Consider the following 16,999-nt stretch of genomic DNA (forward strand, 5'->3'; position numbering starts at 1 on the left):
ATGAAAAGTATTCTTTTTAACATACGTGAGAATGCATTAATAAAAAACACATTAAAGCTTTCAGCTAGCAATGTGGCATTAATGTTTCTCCCTTTGTTGGTTACTCCTATTTTGTCAAGACTATACACTCCAGAAGAGTATGGGGTATGGGGTGTCTTTTCTGGGGTGTTGTTTATATTAAATTCATTCATCTTTTTATCTTATGAAAATACAATTGTCAAGTCTAATAATGACAGGGAGATTCCCAATCTTTTATTCCTGTGTATAGTTATATCTTTGATTATTAGTTTACTATCATCTATTACATTTTCTGTAGGTAAACTATTGGAGATATCCTTTTTCTTAAACTATCCAAATGTTTTGTATTTATTTTTTGCGTTAATATCATCAGCTTGTTTTACATTAACAATATGCCTTTCAAATAGATATAAGAATTATGGTGCGATGTCGATAGCAAATACAACTAATGGTCTTTCTCAAGCAATTATTCGCATTTTATGGGGCGTGTATCCATTAGTTGGATTGGGACTGATAATTGGAAATATTTTAGCGCATGTGATTGCTTGTGTATTGCTAATATTTCTGATTAGGCCTATTATTAGAGAGATTAGTTGGAGTTCGCTATCTTATGTCAATATAAAAAAAACTGCACTCTTATATAAAAAATTCCCCTTATATGATGCTCCTGCAAGATTCCTTGAATTTACAGTGGGTAACATAGTAATTATCATTTTGTCTTTTTTTTATGGGGATAACGAATTAGGATGCTTCTCTATGGTAATGCAATTTATTTTGCTGCCAATAGCAATTATCGGTTCTGCAATGGGTAACGTTTATTATAGAGAATTGTCAGAGAATTCAGATGTCCCGGATATTATCAAAGAATCAACAAGGAAAGCGAATAGAATGTCATTATATCTATCTATACTACCCATCATGTTCTTGGCGTTAGGAGGCGATAAATTGCTTGTTCTATTCTTAGGAGCAAAATGGATGGCAGCAGGGAGAATGGCACTCTGTTTGGCTATATATTCTGTACCTGTAATTATTAGCGAACCACTGCTCCCAATATTTAGGGTTTTGGATAAACAAGAAGTTCGGTTTCAGTTTAATATTTTAAATTTGGTAGTTTCAGTAGGAGCACTTGTTGTATCTTCAGTATTATTTGATAACATCTATATTTCTTTGTTTTTCTATTCGTTATTTTACGCAATCATAAGATTTTCCATATATCGAAAGATATTAAACATAGCTAGGCTGTCATTTGTAGAGATTGACAAAAAAACAGTTGTGTTGATTTTGCTCTGTTATCTTACATTATTATGTCGTTTTCTTATAGAAATTGTCTAAATATGAGCTTATCGAATAGTAAATTGTTATCAAACAATATCTTCTCAAACTTGTTGTTTGCATCACTCTATATTGCAACATTTGCCTACGTATGGAAGACATATTGTGTTCCTGTATGGCATGCTTATTTTTACTATGATGTACCACACTCTGAGTTTTATGAAGCGATTGGTTATTTGGTTGCATTGGTTCCTGTGCTTTTTTACAGAGGAATTAAAAATGTATCATCTTGGATATGCCTTTTCCTTTATTATTTTGGATATGTACCAATTGTGCTAGGTTTGTTGTTTAATTTTCCAGAAGATAATGAAGTTAATGTAGTTGGATATTGGATCGTGTTGTTAATTGCAATGAGTTCTTATTTTTTGATAGATAGAATTCATTATAATGTAGGAACTACTAGTGGTAAAGTCCCGATAACGGTTATTTGGGTATTTGCAGCGATTACATTTTTCTCATTATTGCTGGTGTATCATAGTAATATTAGGTTAGTAGACTTTACTCGAGTATATGATTTAAGAGAGCAAAATGCAGGTAAAGGTGGTGTTTTAATGAACTATATAATTGCATGGGCAGGAACCTTTACATTTCCATTTATAATATGTTATGGATTGCTTGTTAAAAAAAAGGTATACTATATCATGGGATCTATGATGTTTCTTTTCCTATATATGATTTTCGGTTTAAAGACTTATTTTTTGGCACCATTAATCTTGTATGCAATGTATAGATTTTTTTTGTGGCAGGAAATGAAGGATGTCAATCTAATACCGATATTTACCATTGGCATTTTAATTCTGTCATGGTTTTTCTTGGCAAATCTCGATAATCCTACATTATATGTACTTGCGGCAGTTTTTTTAATGAGAACATTAACAATCTCGGGCTGCTTATTTGCTGGATACTATGTGCCATTTTTTAGTAGTCATCCGAATACATATTTTAATCATGTTAGTTTTATTAACAAGCTGACGGATGCAGATCCTTACCATGGTGAGGCTATTGGAAAGGTGGTTTCTGAAGGTGGCATGAACGCAAATGCTATTTTTTGGGCAATGGACGGCGTAACTGCTATGGGTGTTACTGGTGTAGCAATCGTAAGTATCCTATTTGCGATATTTCTCATCTTCATAAATAGGTTAGTTAATGATGAGAATAAAGCTTTTGTATGTACATTATTGATTATGCCAACTATGATGCTTTTGAATGTGTCTTTCTTTACATTTTTACTATCCGAAGGTATAATTCTTATTGTTCTTGCATTACGTTATGTCGACATTCCATATGGGCATATGAAATTAGATTAATAATTAAATAATATGAAAATTGCAATTATAGGTGCCAATGGCTACATTGGAAAGCATCTTGCTTTCTATCTACAGAAGAAGGGGTATGAATCTATGTGTTATGATATACAAAATGAAAAGCATGATAATTACAAGCAAGTAGATTTGACAGACAAGCAATCTGTTGTAAATATAGACCTGAACGTAGATTACATCTATATGTTTGCTGGTCTTACAGGAACCTATGCAGGCTTTGATAACTATGAGACTTATGTTAAGATTAATGAGATAGGACTCCTAAACCTGCTTGATGCTATCCGTCATTCAGTGTATCGCCCAAAGGTTGTGTTTCCTTCTACACGATTGGTTTATAGAGGTATAGATAAATCACTAGCTGAGGATGATGAGAAAGAGACAAAGACACTGTATGCTATCAATAAGCTTGCATGTGAAGGGATACTCTATGCATACAAGCAGAGTTTTGATATCCCATATACAATTTTCCGTATATGCATCCCTTACGGCAATTTGCTGTCTACAGACTACAGTTTTGGTACAGTAGGATTCTTTATAAAACAGGCAAAGGCCGGAAAAGATATAACACTGTATGGTGGAGGTAATATCAAACGAACATTTACGCATATAGAAGACCTCTGCTATCAGATAGTATTGGCATCTATGAAGGATGAAAGCAATGGAGAAATCTACAATGTTGGAGGCCAAACGCTATCTCTACGTGAAGCAGCTGAGATCATAGCAAGGAAATACGGAACGAATGTAATGGCTGTAGAATGGTCGGAACGCGATCTTCGTATAGAGAGCGAACATACGTATTTTGATGATACAAAGATTCGTACCTTACTGAATTGTAAAGATTTTAAACAATTAGAAGATTTTTCAAGAGATATTTAATATGAGAACAAGAAATGTAGAAGACGCACAGCTTGATTTTTTAGTATCAGCTATGCACCATGGCTCGTTTATGTCAACTCGGGACATCCTTACATGGATGAAACAGCAGAACGATGAGGTAGTATCTAATATCAGACAGATTCCGCTGACAGAGTTGAAAGGCTGGAACTACCGTGATGATCGTATTCGTCATGAAAGTGGTAAATTTTTCAGCATTGACGGTATCCGTATTAATACCAACTATCGTGATGTTGCAGAGTGGGATCAGCCGATTATCAATCAGCCCGAGATGGGCTTTCTTGGCTTCATTGTAAAGAAGTTCGATGGAGTGATACATTTCCTCATGCAGGCGAAGATTGAGCCAGGTAATCTCAATGTGGTTCAGCTATCTCCTACACTACAGGCAACGAGAAGTAACTACACTCGAGTTCATGGAGGGAAATCACCTTATTATTTAGAATATTTCAATGGAGAAAGGGATGTAACTGTATTAGTTGACCAATTGCAATCAGAACAGGGAGCACGCTTTCTACATAAGCGAAACCGCAATATTATAGTAGAGGTTGATGAGAATGAAGAACTTGAGGTCAAGACCGGGTTCATTTGGGCATCGCTTGGCCAGATGAAAGAATTGCTAAGGTACCCAAATGTTGTCAACATGGATAGCCGTACAGTTATTTCATGTATCAAATTTGGTAGCTATTCTGAGCACTCTCTCAAACTGCTCGATACAGTAAAACAGCTGAGTGGGATTCAGTCCGATAGGCCAGACTCCTTCCTTTATTCGATGCTGAGCTCGGACAATCACCTGCATGACATTCAAGACATTATCCAATGGATAACATCACTGAAATTCAAATATGAACTGGATGTAAAGCCTATAGGCATCTCTGAGATGAACCATTGGGTATATGATGGAAACACAATACATCACGAAGACGGCAAGTACTTTGATGTGATGGGGTGTAAAGTAGAGATTGGCAATCGTGAGGTTGTCTCTTGGGATCAGCCGATGGTACGATCTGCTCAAGAAGGCCTGATGGGCTTCATCGTAAAGAAGATAAACGGAATATATCACTTCCTGGTACAGGCTAAGCTTGAGTCTGGCAACTTTGATGTGGTTGAGATGGCTCCTACCGTACAATGCCTTACTGGCAACTATCGTAAAGGACAGAATGAATATACCATTCCTTACTTGGAGCAAGTTTTGAATGCGCCAAAGGATAAGGTTTGGTATGCAAGCTATCAGAGCGAAGAGGGAGGAAGATTCTTCCAGGAGCAAAACCTTAATACTATTGTAGAGGTTGGAGATGAATTCCCCGTAGAGGTTGAAGAGAATTACTGTTGGATGACCCTCAACCAGATGCTCTCTTTCGTTATATACAACAACTATCTCAACATTGCTGCACGCTCGTTGCTGTCAGCTATTAGTTTATATTAATCGAGGTATGACTAATACAAAGGAAAGACTATCCTACATATCTGTATTGCGTTGTATAGTGGTGATTGTTGTTGTCTTCGGATATGCTATATGTATACAAGCAAATGGCATGTTCTCGGAACGGAGTGTGTAACACCCTTTTGGCAGAAAACAATTAATATTATATATGCAATACACATGTACTTATTTACAATAGTTTTCAACTATTTGTATGAATATTAACGTCTTATGGGTATGGCGCGAATTTAGAGTTTATGAAAAAATGTTAATGGAGTTTGTCCCATTCCTAATATGGGGCATAATTGAGTGTACCATAGATATGGGCATGACCTATAAGTATATTCTTGTAGGTCCACTTCATATATGGTATTTACGTTTTCTGATGGAAGTCTTTCTGATAAGAAGACTGTTAGATAAATGGATAGTCAATAATCCAATACTACCAATTTTGTTGATAGTAATTCAATATGTAATAGTTGATATCGTGGGAATGCATAGCATAGATGTCCCCATTTGATAATTATTATAGATATTTTTTGTTGGGTATAATTATATGTCAATTGTTAAACAGGAGAACAATTAATAGAAACGCAAACTATATAATGCTGACAGCGACTATAGTAGCATTCTTACTCAGTGGTGCCCTCTTGCCTCTTGGGTATTTGTATCTATTGTACTATTGACCAATGGATTGATTTACATTGCGTTTACAACAATAAATGTTAATCGATTGTCAAAATGGATTATCTCGCTAGATAAAGCAAGTATGGGTATATACCTAATACACCATCCTATCATTTGGAATCTTGTAAAGTATTCACAGACCCAATCAATACTGGCAGAGCATTACATCCTTGCTCCTATAATAGTTACTGCGGTTGTATTGGTTGTATCATAGTGACTTATAACGGTTATTCAGAAAACAAAATTTAGATTTATATTAGGTTAAAGACATGATTAGAATTGGTATTATATGTCCTTCGGAAATTGCACTTCGAAGATTTATACCTGCACTCCAGCAGGCTGGGGACTGTATCAAATTTGCAGCCATTGGTATTGCATCTTCTGAAGAATGGTTTGGTAATATTGAAAGCATTTCTCAAGAGCAAATAGATGAACAGCAATCTCGCGAGCGTGCGAAGGCTCAAGTATTTGTTGATCAATATGGGGGAGAGATCGTAGTTGGTTACGAAAACTTGGTATCAGCAGATGCAATAGATGCTGTGTATATTCCGCTCCCACCAGCTCTCCACCATAAGTGGGCTAAAAAGGCTATAGAAGTAGGCAAACATGTATTTGTAGAAAAGCCTTCAACCACCTCTTTGGCAGACACAGAAGACTTGATTGAAATGGCTTCTCAGAAAGGACTTGCACTTCACGAGAACTACATGTTTATCTATCACTCACAGTTGGAGGAAATCAACAATATTGTGAATAGTGGAGAGATTGGAGATGTTCGTTTGTATCGCATCTCTTTTGGTTTCCCTCGTCGAGCAGCTAATGACTTCCGCTACAACAAGAATCTTGGCGGTGGAGCCTTGCTTGATGCTGGTGGATATTGCATGAAATATGCGAACTACCTCTTAGGAGGTGATGCGCATGTAACAACTGCACAAGCAAATTATATAGACGAGTTTGAGGTGGACATGTACGGATCTGCATCTATGTGCAATAACAAAGGACAAGTCGCTCAGATTGCCTTTGGTATGGACAATGATTATCGTTGTGATATCGAAATCTGGGGTAGCATAGGCACCATTACCAGCGGGCGTATATTGACAGCTCCTGCGGGTTTTGTTTCATCATATACAGTCAAAAAGAATCAAGATATAGAAACGCGCTCACTTACTGCAGACGATGCTTTCTTGAAATCAATACAACGCTTTGTTGATTGTGTAAATGACAATGTAGTACGTATTGATGAATATGAGTTATTAAAAAAGCAAGAGCAACTTCTAGAGGAATTTAAGAAATATGCTTCTAACAAGTAAAATTCTTGATGAGACTACAACTAAGGCAAAGTTGAGTCCTCGTCTTCGGATGAACTGGAATTTACACGAGTCCTTCGAGGGCTCTGTACAAAGGATGTTCAATGCAATAGAATCAGGTTCAAAGATTCCCATTGCACGACATCCTAATTTATCAGAAACACTTATTATCTTAAGAGGAAGACTCAGAGTGTTGATAAACGAACGTTATTGATAATGTTGTTCTGAATCCTCGAACAGAGAATATTGGGTATCATATTCCAAAAGGGGGTGTGGCATCAGGTAGAGTCTTTGGAAGAAGGAACGATTCTTTTTGAAACGCGCGAAGGACCTTATGCTCCAGTAGCAGAACATGATATAATGAAATAAATAGAACGACTTATGAAGAAGATTTGCATATTTGGTGGCGGATCACTATATCGACTCTCGATATATAATCAAATGGCCAAAGAGATTGATTGTGATTTTTATATTGTTGAGGATGATCCTTCTGTAGGTATCAAATACTACAATAAAGAAGAACTACTCAACTATAGAGGCTCATTTGAACAAACAAAGGTGGTAGGTAACTTTTTTGTACTAAAGGGCGCTTTGTCACTTTTGAAGAAAGACTATGATATATATGTATTAGGAGGGCCTTTCTGTCTAACATATTGGCTTATGGTCATATATTGTCTTTTCTCAAAAAAGAAAGCAGCATCTTGGTCCCATGGAATGTATGGTAGAGAAACCGGAATTCGGAAGCTTATCAAAATCATGTATTACAAGTTATGTGCAATGAATTTTGTATATAACAACCGTGCTAAAAAAATAATGATTGAGAATGGAATCCGCCAAGATAGTATTTGTACGGTATATAATTCAATGGACTCCGTTCATGACCTTTCATTAAGAAAAAATCTGGTTAAAAGCAACGTGTATTCAAAATTCTTCTCAAATAGATATCCGGTGATTATCTTTGTTGGAAGAGTAATTAAAGATAAGCAATTGGACCAGATGATTGAGGCAATGCTAATTCTGCACGAGAAGGGATGTGATGTGAACTTCTTTGTTGTTGGAAAAGATGTAGATGGTGTAAATCTTAAAGATGTTGCAAGTAAATTTGGCGTGTCGGAACAAGTGTATCTATACGGTCCATGTTATGAAGAAGAGATTCTTTGCAATTTCTATTATAATGCAAGTCTTTGTGTATCACCAGGGCCTGTAGGTCTCACGGCTATTAGTTCGATGTCCTTTGGCTGTCCTGTCATCTCTCATAACGACTTCTCTCATCAGGGACCTGAGTTTGAGAGTATAGATCCCGGAAAGACTGGAGATTTTTTCGAATATAACAATGTAGAAGATTTGGCCAATGTTATAAAAAAATGGTTGGATGCTCACGCTAATGTCAGCAGTGATGAAGTATCAAGATGCGCTTTTGCAGAAGTGGACGGCAAATGGAATATATTTAGCGAAACGGACCGATTTAAGCAAACATTCGAAAATATGTAATAATTATGTTAGTACTTGTAAATTTCAATTCGTACCTTGGAGGTGGTGAAACACTCATGGTGCGTATGGCATCATACGTAAAGAATAGCAACAGGTCGTATTGTATGCTATGTACAGAACAGAGTTACATCTATGACGACTTGCGTAAAAACAATGTTGGCAACATCATTACTGTTCAAAATGACAAAGCGGATTTCTACTATAAGAATGCAGAGGAGCGTAAAGTTATTCTGTCGGAAATAAAAGATAAACTGCCTCAATCTAGCGAGTATTCTTTTGTAACCTTTTGTATGCGTGATCTTTATATGATAATACAGCTTACAAAGATTGTAACTAATGCAAAGGTTTGCCATTTAGTATTACACTATCAAGACAATCTTTATGTTTGTCAGAGTCTGTTTGATAAGGCATACAAAAAAATCTTTCACAAGGAGAGATATTCACGAACCGATCAAATTGAGTTTAATAAATCATTATTTAACCGCCTTTGTGAATCGGGAGCTATCATCCCTATGAGTGACCTGATGGTGAACTTTTGGAATAAGCAGTTCGGAATTAACCTTACTGCAGAAAATGTAGTAGCTTTACCGACCTACGATTTTCCTGAAGAGAAGCCTTCAATATTAGCAAACAATCATAAAATACTCTTCATTGGCAGAATCGTTGACTTTAAGATTCCTGGCCTTTGTGTTATGCTTAACTATATAAACAGACACAAAGAATATTCTTTGACTATTGTTGGAAATGGCGATAAACATTTGATTGACGAGTATATTGCCAAGAATAATATTGATACATCAAGGATAGAATTTGTAGGACAGGTCGATTATTCTAAGTTAGGCGATATCATCAAGCAGCATTCGATAGGTTATGCTATGGGAACCTCAGTTATTGAGATATGTAGATATGGACTTCCTGCAGTGATGGCTCTTAGTAATCCTGACCATCAACTTTTCAATCGTGATATTTGTGGAGGTCTCTATGCTAATTGTGTAAAAGGTAATGTAGGCGACAATTTGTTTGCTGGTGAAAGCCAAGATGATCAGCCTCTGTTGGAAGACGTGATGAAAGAGCTCGAGGCAAACTATGAAGCCTCGGCAGCAGCATGTTATGAATATATAAAGCGAGATTACGACTTTACAACAAATATTGAGAAATACCTCAATATTATTGATAAGGCAAAGATTGCCAACTTTTCGGATTTGGAGATTCCTCAATCTGGAAAAGTAAGAGCTTATTTACAAAATAAATTTAAGTAATATGATTTATCATATATACTGGGGTACCAGTGGTAACTCTGGCCTTTATCTAGATGAGATTTATCAAATCTTGAAAAAGGGTGGCTATAATCAGAAAATATATGTTAATTATTATTATCCTTTTGGCTATGGAGAGAAAATCTTCTTTAAAAGAGGAGATGTTGCAATGAGCAGGTACAAGGGCATAACTAGAAAATTATTCCAGTTACAGGAAATTCTTTGCGGTTATGTGAGGATTTTGTTTGCGTCCATGAAGGATAAACCTACTGTCATAAACTATTCACATGTTGGGCAGAGTTACTTCTTTATTGTGTGTTTTTTGCGCCTCCTGAAGAAAGTGTCTGGTGCCAAATTGATGATTACTTGTCACGATGTGAATCCGCACTCGGAAGGAAAAGGTGAAATGACTAATCGTTACAAGATTTTCCACTTAGCGGATTACCTGCTTGTTCATACAGAGAAATCTATTTTTGAATTGAATGAAAATTTTGGAATTAATAAGTCGGTAGTAGTGAAGCACCCTTTCCCCATAATGGATCTTTCAAAGCTTACGAAGGATGGTCCTAACCCATATTGCGATGTTGATTTTTTATTTATAGGACACCTTCGCAAAGACAAGGGTATTGAATTTCTGTTAGATAGCTGGCCTGAGTTTCACAAACTACACCCGAATGCGAAGTTGAGAGTATGCGGACGCAAGTTGCATGATGTATATTTCAATCAAGAACTACTTGAAAAATGTAATGTGGAATTCAATCTCCGTTATATATCAGACGATGATTATTATCACTATGTAAAAGCTGCTAGGTATGTTATTTTGCCATACTTGCAAGGAACAAATAGTGGTATTATTTCTACTGTCTTATCTTTAGGAACTGATGTAATTACATCAGATTTACCAATGTTTTTACAGAATCCACTTGTTCCTAAAGAAAATACCTTTCATACAGCTAATGCAGAATCTTTGGTTAATGTACTGCAGTTAAAATATAACACCTTAACAAATTTTGCATCTGGAAGGTTAGATGATTATAAGATTCGTTTTGAAGAATCGGTACTTTGCGTGTACAAAAGGATATATGCAACAGATGATTAGTTTAGCCATACCTTGGGTTTTGCTTTGTTGTTCCATTTTTATAATGGTGGAGTGCGTAAAACTGGATGTGGCAGAATTGGTTTTGATGGGTATACAACCTATCCCTCTGAGAAATACGGCTATGTAGTGCCGGAGAAAGATAAAGATTCGTGTAATTAACCTGCCCTTAGTTTAGTTGAAGGGTTTTCAGAACATAAGCGTGTAACATGTTTCACCGAGAAGCCAACCGTTGACCGTGCCAAGGAATTCCTTGCAGAGGGAGCTTATTGGAATGGTGGTATTTTTTCCTTCCGCTTAGGCTACATGATGGATATCGTGCACAAGTATGTACCCGCAGAAATCTCCGATTTAGAAACCGTAAGGTCGTGCTACTTCGAGTTCCCAAAGATCAGTTTCGACTATGAGGTGGCAGAGAAGAGGGTGGATACGAGAAGGTGATGAAGTATGTAAACAAGACGTTCCCAACGGATGAGGTGAATGAATTGGAGATTTATTATCATTGCTTTCCAGACGTGGAGATTCATTACCGTCCGTTCATTATGCATAACCCCATCAAGAACCAGAAACTGTATAAGTTCTTTAAAGAGGAAGGTGAGAGGTGTTTTGAGAATCGGATAGAATTGCCAAATGGTATAGGTTCCATATCTGTTCTTACTCTCTCGGTTAATTTAGTGCATCAGATGGTACATATCTCTCACCATTGGTATATGGAGGGGATTGGTCTTCGTCTTCGTCAACTCATGGACTACTATTTTCTTTTGTTAAACACAAATGATTGCAAAATTATATTCATGGCTTAGGATTGGATAGGTTTGCGTCTGCTTTGATGTGGGCTCTGGGAGAGGTGTTGGAATTTGAAAGGGGGCAAATGCTTTGGGCTCCAAATGAGGAGGATGAGTGATTAGTACTAGATGAGATTAACCGTACTGGCAACTTCGGACACATGGATGAGAACCGAAAGGACTTGAGTAAGCGATGGACGAGTTTTTGGTATGTGAACAGTAAGACGTTCCGATTCTGGAGGTTTGATCATTGGGCTTGGTTCTGGAGTCCTATGTGGAGGGTGTATCGATTTGGGTGTAGAAAACTCCATGAATATATAAATTATAAAAAAATCAAGGTTAAAATCATTATTGAATTATATGGCTACTGATAATCAGAAGAAGAGAATTTTGTTTGTTTGCCAGTACTTTTATCCGGAGGTGTTTCGTGGCAATGATATCGCATTTCATTGGGCGGAAGAGGGGCATGAGGTGCATGTGGTGACAGGTGTTCCTAACTATCCGGATGGGGTGTTCCATAAAGGATATGGGGTATTTAAGAAGAGGCAAGAAACCATAAAAGGTGTTCATGTGACACATCTGCCGATTGTGCCTCGTGGTAATGATAGTAAGATCATGTTGATGCTGAATTATTTCAGCTATTTCATAGTGGCATGCATGTATGTACTCTGGAAGGTGTTCGCAGATAGTTTCAAAGGTTTTTTGGGTTTCAAGAAATCGTTCGAATTTGACTTTGTATTTTGCCAGCAGTTGTCACCTGTGATGATGTCGTTGCCTGCTGTACTATATAAGAAACTGAAGAAAGTGCTGCTGTACACTTGGGTGCTGGACCTTTGGCCGGAGAGTTTGTCAGCTGCAGGTGGCATCAGCAACAAGCATATTCTCGGATTCTTCGACTGGTTTGTGAAGAAGGAGTATAAGTGGAGCGACAAGATACTGACGAGTTCTAAGAGCTTTGATCAGAGTATTCGTACCTACGGAGATTATAAGGGTAAGATTGTATATTATCCTCAGTGGTCGGATGGTTCCCCTTCAACCCCTTTTTTACCTCCAAACTATTCTTTGCCCGAAATCCTTTCAGGTTTCAAGGTGATGTTTGCAGGTGCTGTGGGTGAGGCTCAAGGTATGGAGTGTAACATGCAGGCGACTTTACTGACTAAGGAACGTAAGGATATCAAGTGGGTGATAGTGGGCGATGGTCGCAGGTTACCTTGGGTGCAGCAGTTTGTGAAAGAACATGGGCTGGAGGAGACGGTACTGACTTTGGGCCGCTATCCTTCGGAAACGATGCCATTGTTCTTTGAGAAGGCAGATGTGATGCTGGTGTCGCTTACTGACTCGCCTCTGTTTAACTTGTATGCGCCTGCTAAGATAAGTAGTTATATGGCGAGTGGCCGTCCGATCATTGCGTGCCTGAATGGTGAGGGGGCTGAGGTGGTGAAGGCTGCAGAGTGTGGCTGGTTGGTGGCGGCTGGTGATGCTGAGGGGCTGGCAAAGTTGGTTATACGTCTGGCGGATGAGAACAAGGAGACTTTGAATGCGAAGGGTGCTTGCGGATTGAAGTTCTACAAGGAGAACTTTGATAAAGAGAAGTGCTTGAGTAATCTTGATGATATTGTGTTTAGTAAATAATTATACTTATTATGAACTCATATTTGATTTTAGCATTCATATTCGTAATTCTCTTAGTCTTGGAGTTGGCATATTTCAAGATTGCCGACAAGTTCAATATCATTGATAAGCCGAATGAGCGCTCATCGCATTCTATGATTGTGCTTCGTGGTGGCGGTATTATTTTCTTGTTGTCGCTATGGATATGGAGCATGTTTGCTTCGACTGGTATAGTTGGTGCTTCGGTTTTGTATCCTTGGTTTCTTGGAGCAGTTTCATTGATTGCTGGAATCAGCTTCATTGATGATATCCGCTCGCTGCCTGACTGTGTGCGACTGGTTGTGCAGTTCGTGGCAATGACAATGATGTTCTACCAGTTGGATATTCTTCACTTGGATATGTGGTGGGTTGTAATCCTGGCATTGATCGTGTGCGTGGGAGCATCGAATGTCATCAACTTTATGGATGGGGTAAATGGCATTACTGGAGCATATACGATGGCTTCATTGCTGCCACTTGCTATCTTGAACAGTTCCATGGGCTTTGTCGATCAGAGTCTCATTTATGTGGTAATTATTGCGGACATAGTATTCTGTCTGTTTAACTTCCGACCAAAGAGAAAAGTAAAATGCTTTGCTGGAGATGTGGGCTCTATCGGAGTGGCTTATATTCTTTTGTTTATGATTGGATCTCTTATCCTAATGACTAGAGATGTGACATATTTGATATTCTTGCTTGTCTATGGTGTGGATGGTTGCTTGACAATCTGCCACCGCATTATGCTTCATGAGAACTTGGGAGAGGCACATCGCAAACATGCATATCAGCTGATGGCGAATGAATTGAAAATTGGTCATGTAAAGGTTTCTAGCCTCTATGCCGTAATGCAGTTCGCAATTTCTTTGGGATTCATTTATCTTTGTCCTAGTACAACAGTTGCACATTGGATTTATTTGGTATCAACTATCATTATACTTGCTGTAGTTTATATTCTTTTCAAGAAAAAATACTATCACCTTCATGAGGAGTACCTTGCTTCTCTTTCAAAATAATCTCTATGATTCAAATTGATCATAAACTTATATCAGAACTTTTTGACCAAGCACAGGTGAATCCACGCTTACGTCAAAACTATGATTTACGTACAAGTTCCGATGATGGTAGTCAACGCATGCTTAATGTGTTGATGCCAGGAACTGTTGTGCCCATTCATCGTCATCCGAATAGTAATGAAAATGTAATTCTTCTTTGTGGCAAACTCATCGAAGTTCTTTACGATGAACATGGAAATGAAACTGAACGTGTTCACCTTGATCCAACAATAGGTAATTTCGGTTGTGTTGTACCAGCAGGTGCTTGGCACACAGTAGAAGTTCTTGAACCATCTGCTATCTATGAGGCAAAAGATGGTAAGTACGGAGAGGATGGAAGCGAAATATTTGAGGAATTCCAGTCAAAGAATATTCAAGATTCTTGTCCAACACCCTTCTCTAACTCTCTCGGTGGTTTAAAAAAGAATATCGAGTATCTCATTGGTATGGAACGTCAGACCGGTTCCATTGATCCTATTTCACCCCAATACATATCGCAAACCCTTAATGTCTCTTTAGAAGATGTAGAGAGGTTTTTGCAAGACCTAAATACTTGACGAATTAACAATATTTATTCACAAACTAAACCATAATGACTATGATCACAGAAGAATTAAAAAAACGTGTTACTGATTTTGTTGGAATGGAACAGCGCAATGGTGAGTCTCTGTGTATGTTGACAGCTGAGTATGTGGCTCGATGTATGCAGATTAGCCTTGAAGACGTCATTGAAGCACTCGAAGCTCTCAAAAAGTAATAATGGTTATCTGTCAACACAAGTAGGGCTAATGTCTGCGGTTTGACAGAAGTCTACTAATATCAACCATAATGAATTTATCTTACATTTTTCATAAAAAGACGATGAGCATAACATCGTTTATATACCGTAGCAATTTGGGGCTTGTCTATAAGGAGTCACTTTCCCGAATTGTCGCCTTCCTTGGTGTGCCCATCAGTGAATCAGCGGGTAAGCCTACCATGATTGAGAAGATCGACTCTTACGTCAAGTCAAATCCGATAGAGGTATTGGAAAAGCTTTGCGTGAAGGAACTGGAACTGGTCCGGGAGTTTGTCAAGGCGAGTCCCGATATCCCTGTGGTAAAAGCTTCCCGTCGGACCTATGATACCCTGAAGATGCTTCTCTTGGTCTCTGTGTGTTATGACAAGAAGACGCGGAAGGGGAATCTGTTGATGGTCGATGAACTGCGGGAATTGTTTGCCCCACCTTGATTCCGTCCTGAAAAAAGCCTGAAAGAAGGCGAAGAAATTGGCGGCAGAACCGGATATGCCGGTCATCCCCTCCCCTTCCAAAACTGAGATCGATGACTTTGATAATGCCCTCTCTGAGCTGGACTATAACGATCCCATGTCTTTCTTTGATGTCGCACGAAGGCTGGAGGCAGTCATAGTCCGTGAGGAGGGAGTGGAAACAAAACGTGCGGCAATCGGATATCAGAATATGAACGCCATTAACAGCGAATGAATGTCAGGAAAGAACGATCAGAACTTTATCGCCTTCTGTGACGAGTTAAGGGCGTATGTTCTGGAAAACCGTCACTTCCCGAATAAACATACCCGGCTCTTGAATAAGATAAAATTTGTCCGTCGAAAGATCAATTAAGGCACGCTGGAGGAGTGGAAACTGAAAATGTTCCTCGACATAGCGGGGATGAGGGATATGGACGGGTATACCGGAGGGCGAAAGAAGAAGCAGGAGGAACAATAAAGGTATCCTACGTCTGTTTATTTCGACATAAAAGAAAATATGAAAATACTTTACCCGAGAATTCCAATCATATACCGTAGTGACCGTGCTAAATGGGGTATCCGGTCTTGCGAAGAATTGTATAACCCCAGCAAAAAGAAATATATGAAACGATTGAAACAATTATTCTATTGCGTATTGGCGGCATTAATGTTTACCGGCTGCCAGTCCTACAAAAAAGTACCTTACCTGCAGGATGCTGAAGTTGTATTGTACAATACCCAGGATGCAGAACTTTATGATGCTAAGATTATGCCCAAGGATCTGCTGACAATAGTGGTGTCATGTACCAGTCCTGAATTGGCTGCGCCTTTCAACTTAACAGTGGCTACGCAGAGTAATGCTGCTTTGAGTTATACAACTACACAGCCTGTTCTACAGCAATATTTAGTTGATAACGATGGTAATATCAATTTCCCCGTATTGGGTGAACTTCATGTAGGCGGATTGACAAAGAAGGCGACCGAACAAATGATCGTGGAAAAACTGAAACCTTATATTACGGAAACTCCTATTGTAACGGTACGTATGGTAAATTATAAGATTTCTGTGATTGGAGAAGTTGCCCGTCCCGGTACATTCACGATTTCCAATGAAAAGGTGAACATCTTGGAAGCTTTGGCTATGGCAGGTGATATGACTGTATACGGCCTGCGTGATGATGTTAAGCTGATACGGGAGAATGCCAATGGTAAGCAGGAAATTATTCCGTTGGACCTGAACAAGGCGGAAACTATTCTTTCTCCTTATTACTATTTGCAGCAGAATGATATCATCTACGTGACTCCCAATAAAGCGAAAGCACGAAATTCGGATATCGGCACTAGTACAAGCTTGTGGTTCTCTGCTACTTCGATCCTTGTTTCTATTGCCAGTTTATTGTTTAACATCTTGAAATAAAAAGAAAGGGTTATGAAGGAAGAAAAT

The 16,999-nt window shown here is 38.3% G+C and carries 17 protein-coding genes and 1 pseudogene; all 18 read left to right on the top strand.

Annotated features, from left to right (window positions below; translation table 11 throughout):
* Window positions 1-1,350: an oligosaccharide flippase family protein gene (locus NBH01_RS21560; RefSeq protein WP_165938117.1), complete on the top strand. Its 1,350-nt coding sequence runs from the start codon at window positions 1-3 to the stop codon at window positions 1,348-1,350.
* A gap of 2 nt (window positions 1,351-1,352) precedes the next feature.
* A complete protein-coding gene (locus NBH01_RS21565) occupies window positions 1,353-2,657 on the top strand; it encodes a hypothetical protein (protein ID WP_113748562.1) in 1,305 nt (434 codons plus the stop codon).
* 12 nt (window positions 2,658-2,669) lie between these two features.
* Complete coding sequence (locus tag NBH01_RS21570) at window positions 2,670-3,548, top strand: NAD-dependent epimerase/dehydratase family protein (RefSeq protein ID WP_070750269.1); 879 nt, start codon at window positions 2,670-2,672, stop codon at window positions 3,546-3,548.
* 1 nt (window position 3,549) lies between these two features.
* On the top strand, window positions 3,550-4,989 hold the full coding sequence (locus NBH01_RS21575; protein WP_070750270.1) for an NDP-hexose 2,3-dehydratase family protein: 1,440 nt from the start codon (window positions 3,550-3,552) through the stop codon (window positions 4,987-4,989).
* Between the two features lie 953 nt (window positions 4,990-5,942).
* The gene (locus NBH01_RS21580; RefSeq protein WP_070750272.1) at window positions 5,943-6,980 is read left to right on the top strand and encodes a Gfo/Idh/MocA family protein; all 1,038 of its coding nucleotides are present in this window, start codon (window positions 5,943-5,945) and stop codon (window positions 6,978-6,980) included.
* Window positions 6,981-7,029: 49 nt separating this feature from the next.
* Window positions 7,030-7,191, top strand: coding sequence for a WbuC family cupin fold metalloprotein (locus tag NBH01_RS26730; RefSeq protein ID WP_352230658.1), 162 nt, complete (start codon window positions 7,030-7,032; stop codon window positions 7,189-7,191).
* Between the two features lie 167 nt (window positions 7,192-7,358).
* Entirely contained in the window at window positions 7,359-8,468 is a 1,110-nt protein-coding gene (locus NBH01_RS21585) for a glycosyltransferase (RefSeq protein ID WP_070750273.1), read from the top strand.
* A 5-nt stretch (window positions 8,469-8,473) separates the two neighbouring features.
* On the top strand, window positions 8,474-9,727 hold the full coding sequence (locus NBH01_RS21590) for a glycosyltransferase family protein (protein ID WP_070750274.1): 1,254 nt from the start codon (window positions 8,474-8,476) through the stop codon (window positions 9,725-9,727).
* A 1-nt stretch (window position 9,728) separates the two neighbouring features.
* Window positions 9,729-10,823 carry a glycosyltransferase gene (locus NBH01_RS21595; protein ID WP_113748561.1) on the top strand — a complete coding sequence of 365 codons (1,095 nt, stop codon included), beginning with the start codon at window positions 9,729-9,731 and terminating at the stop codon, window positions 10,821-10,823.
* 437 nt (window positions 10,824-11,260) lie between these two features.
* Window positions 11,261-11,623, top strand: coding sequence for a nucleotidyltransferase family protein (locus NBH01_RS21605; protein ID WP_070750276.1), 363 nt, complete (start codon window positions 11,261-11,263; stop codon window positions 11,621-11,623).
* A gap of 342 nt (window positions 11,624-11,965) precedes the next feature.
* On the top strand, window positions 11,966-13,237 hold the full coding sequence (locus tag NBH01_RS21610) for a glycosyltransferase family 4 protein (protein WP_070750277.1): 1,272 nt from the start codon (window positions 11,966-11,968) through the stop codon (window positions 13,235-13,237).
* Window positions 13,238-13,248: 11 nt separating this feature from the next.
* Entirely contained in the window at window positions 13,249-14,268 is a 1,020-nt protein-coding gene (locus NBH01_RS21615) for an MraY family glycosyltransferase (protein ID WP_070750278.1), read from the top strand.
* A 5-nt stretch (window positions 14,269-14,273) separates the two neighbouring features.
* Window positions 14,274-14,633: pseudogene (locus tag NBH01_RS26835) on the top strand (WbuC family cupin fold metalloprotein); the annotation flags it as partial.
* Window positions 14,634-14,905: 272 nt separating this feature from the next.
* Complete coding sequence (locus NBH01_RS21625) at window positions 14,906-15,064, top strand: hypothetical protein (RefSeq protein ID WP_165938116.1); 159 nt, start codon at window positions 14,906-14,908, stop codon at window positions 15,062-15,064.
* 104 nt (window positions 15,065-15,168) lie between these two features.
* A complete protein-coding gene (locus tag NBH01_RS21630) occupies window positions 15,169-15,537 on the top strand; it encodes a hypothetical protein (RefSeq protein WP_070750280.1) in 369 nt (122 codons plus the stop codon).
* Window positions 15,538-15,574: 37 nt separating this feature from the next.
* Window positions 15,575-15,790 carry a hypothetical protein gene (locus NBH01_RS21635; protein ID WP_070750281.1) on the top strand — a complete coding sequence of 72 codons (216 nt, stop codon included), beginning with the start codon at window positions 15,575-15,577 and terminating at the stop codon, window positions 15,788-15,790.
* Complete coding sequence (locus NBH01_RS21640) at window positions 15,791-15,928, top strand: hypothetical protein (protein WP_181590418.1); 138 nt, start codon at window positions 15,791-15,793, stop codon at window positions 15,926-15,928. It abuts the gene before it with no gap.
* Window positions 15,929-16,177: 249 nt separating this feature from the next.
* Entirely contained in the window at window positions 16,178-16,972 is a 795-nt protein-coding gene (locus NBH01_RS21645; RefSeq protein ID WP_070750297.1) for a polysaccharide biosynthesis/export family protein, read from the top strand.
* Window positions 16,973-16,999 lie beyond the last annotated feature (27 nt).

The sequence above is a fragment of the Bacteroides sp. B1-V-101 genome (genome assembly GCF_023656585.1).
In the GTDB taxonomy this organism is placed as follows: domain Bacteria; phylum Bacteroidota; class Bacteroidia; order Bacteroidales; family Bacteroidaceae; genus Bacteroides; species Bacteroides thetaiotaomicron.

Coding starts and splice junctions, on each gene's coding strand:
- NBH01_RS21560 (WP_165938117.1), top strand. CDS start 1: ATGAAAAGTATTCTTTTTAACATACGTGAGAATGCATTAATAAAAAAC.
- NBH01_RS21565 (WP_113748562.1), top strand. CDS start 1,353: ATGAGCTTATCGAATAGTAAATTGTTATCAAACAATATCTTCTCAAAC.
- NBH01_RS21570 (WP_070750269.1), top strand. CDS start 2,670: ATGAAAATTGCAATTATAGGTGCCAATGGCTACATTGGAAAGCATCTT.
- NBH01_RS21575 (WP_070750270.1), top strand. CDS start 3,550: ATGAGAACAAGAAATGTAGAAGACGCACAGCTTGATTTTTTAGTATCA.
- NBH01_RS21580 (WP_070750272.1), top strand. CDS start 5,943: ATGATTAGAATTGGTATTATATGTCCTTCGGAAATTGCACTTCGAAGA.
- NBH01_RS26730 (WP_352230658.1), top strand. CDS start 7,030: ATGAACTGGAATTTACACGAGTCCTTCGAGGGCTCTGTACAAAGGATG.
- NBH01_RS21585 (WP_070750273.1), top strand. CDS start 7,359: ATGAAGAAGATTTGCATATTTGGTGGCGGATCACTATATCGACTCTCG.
- NBH01_RS21590 (WP_070750274.1), top strand. CDS start 8,474: ATGTTAGTACTTGTAAATTTCAATTCGTACCTTGGAGGTGGTGAAACA.
- NBH01_RS21595 (WP_113748561.1), top strand. CDS start 9,729: ATGATTTATCATATATACTGGGGTACCAGTGGTAACTCTGGCCTTTAT.
- NBH01_RS21605 (WP_070750276.1), top strand. CDS start 11,261: ATGAAGTATGTAAACAAGACGTTCCCAACGGATGAGGTGAATGAATTG.
- NBH01_RS21610 (WP_070750277.1), top strand. CDS start 11,966: ATGGCTACTGATAATCAGAAGAAGAGAATTTTGTTTGTTTGCCAGTAC.
- NBH01_RS21615 (WP_070750278.1), top strand. CDS start 13,249: ATGAACTCATATTTGATTTTAGCATTCATATTCGTAATTCTCTTAGTC.
- NBH01_RS21625 (WP_165938116.1), top strand. CDS start 14,906: ATGATCACAGAAGAATTAAAAAAACGTGTTACTGATTTTGTTGGAATG.
- NBH01_RS21630 (WP_070750280.1), top strand. CDS start 15,169: ATGAGCATAACATCGTTTATATACCGTAGCAATTTGGGGCTTGTCTAT.
- NBH01_RS21640 (WP_181590418.1), top strand. CDS start 15,791: ATGTCAGGAAAGAACGATCAGAACTTTATCGCCTTCTGTGACGAGTTA.
- NBH01_RS21645 (WP_070750297.1), top strand. CDS start 16,178: ATGAAACGATTGAAACAATTATTCTATTGCGTATTGGCGGCATTAATG.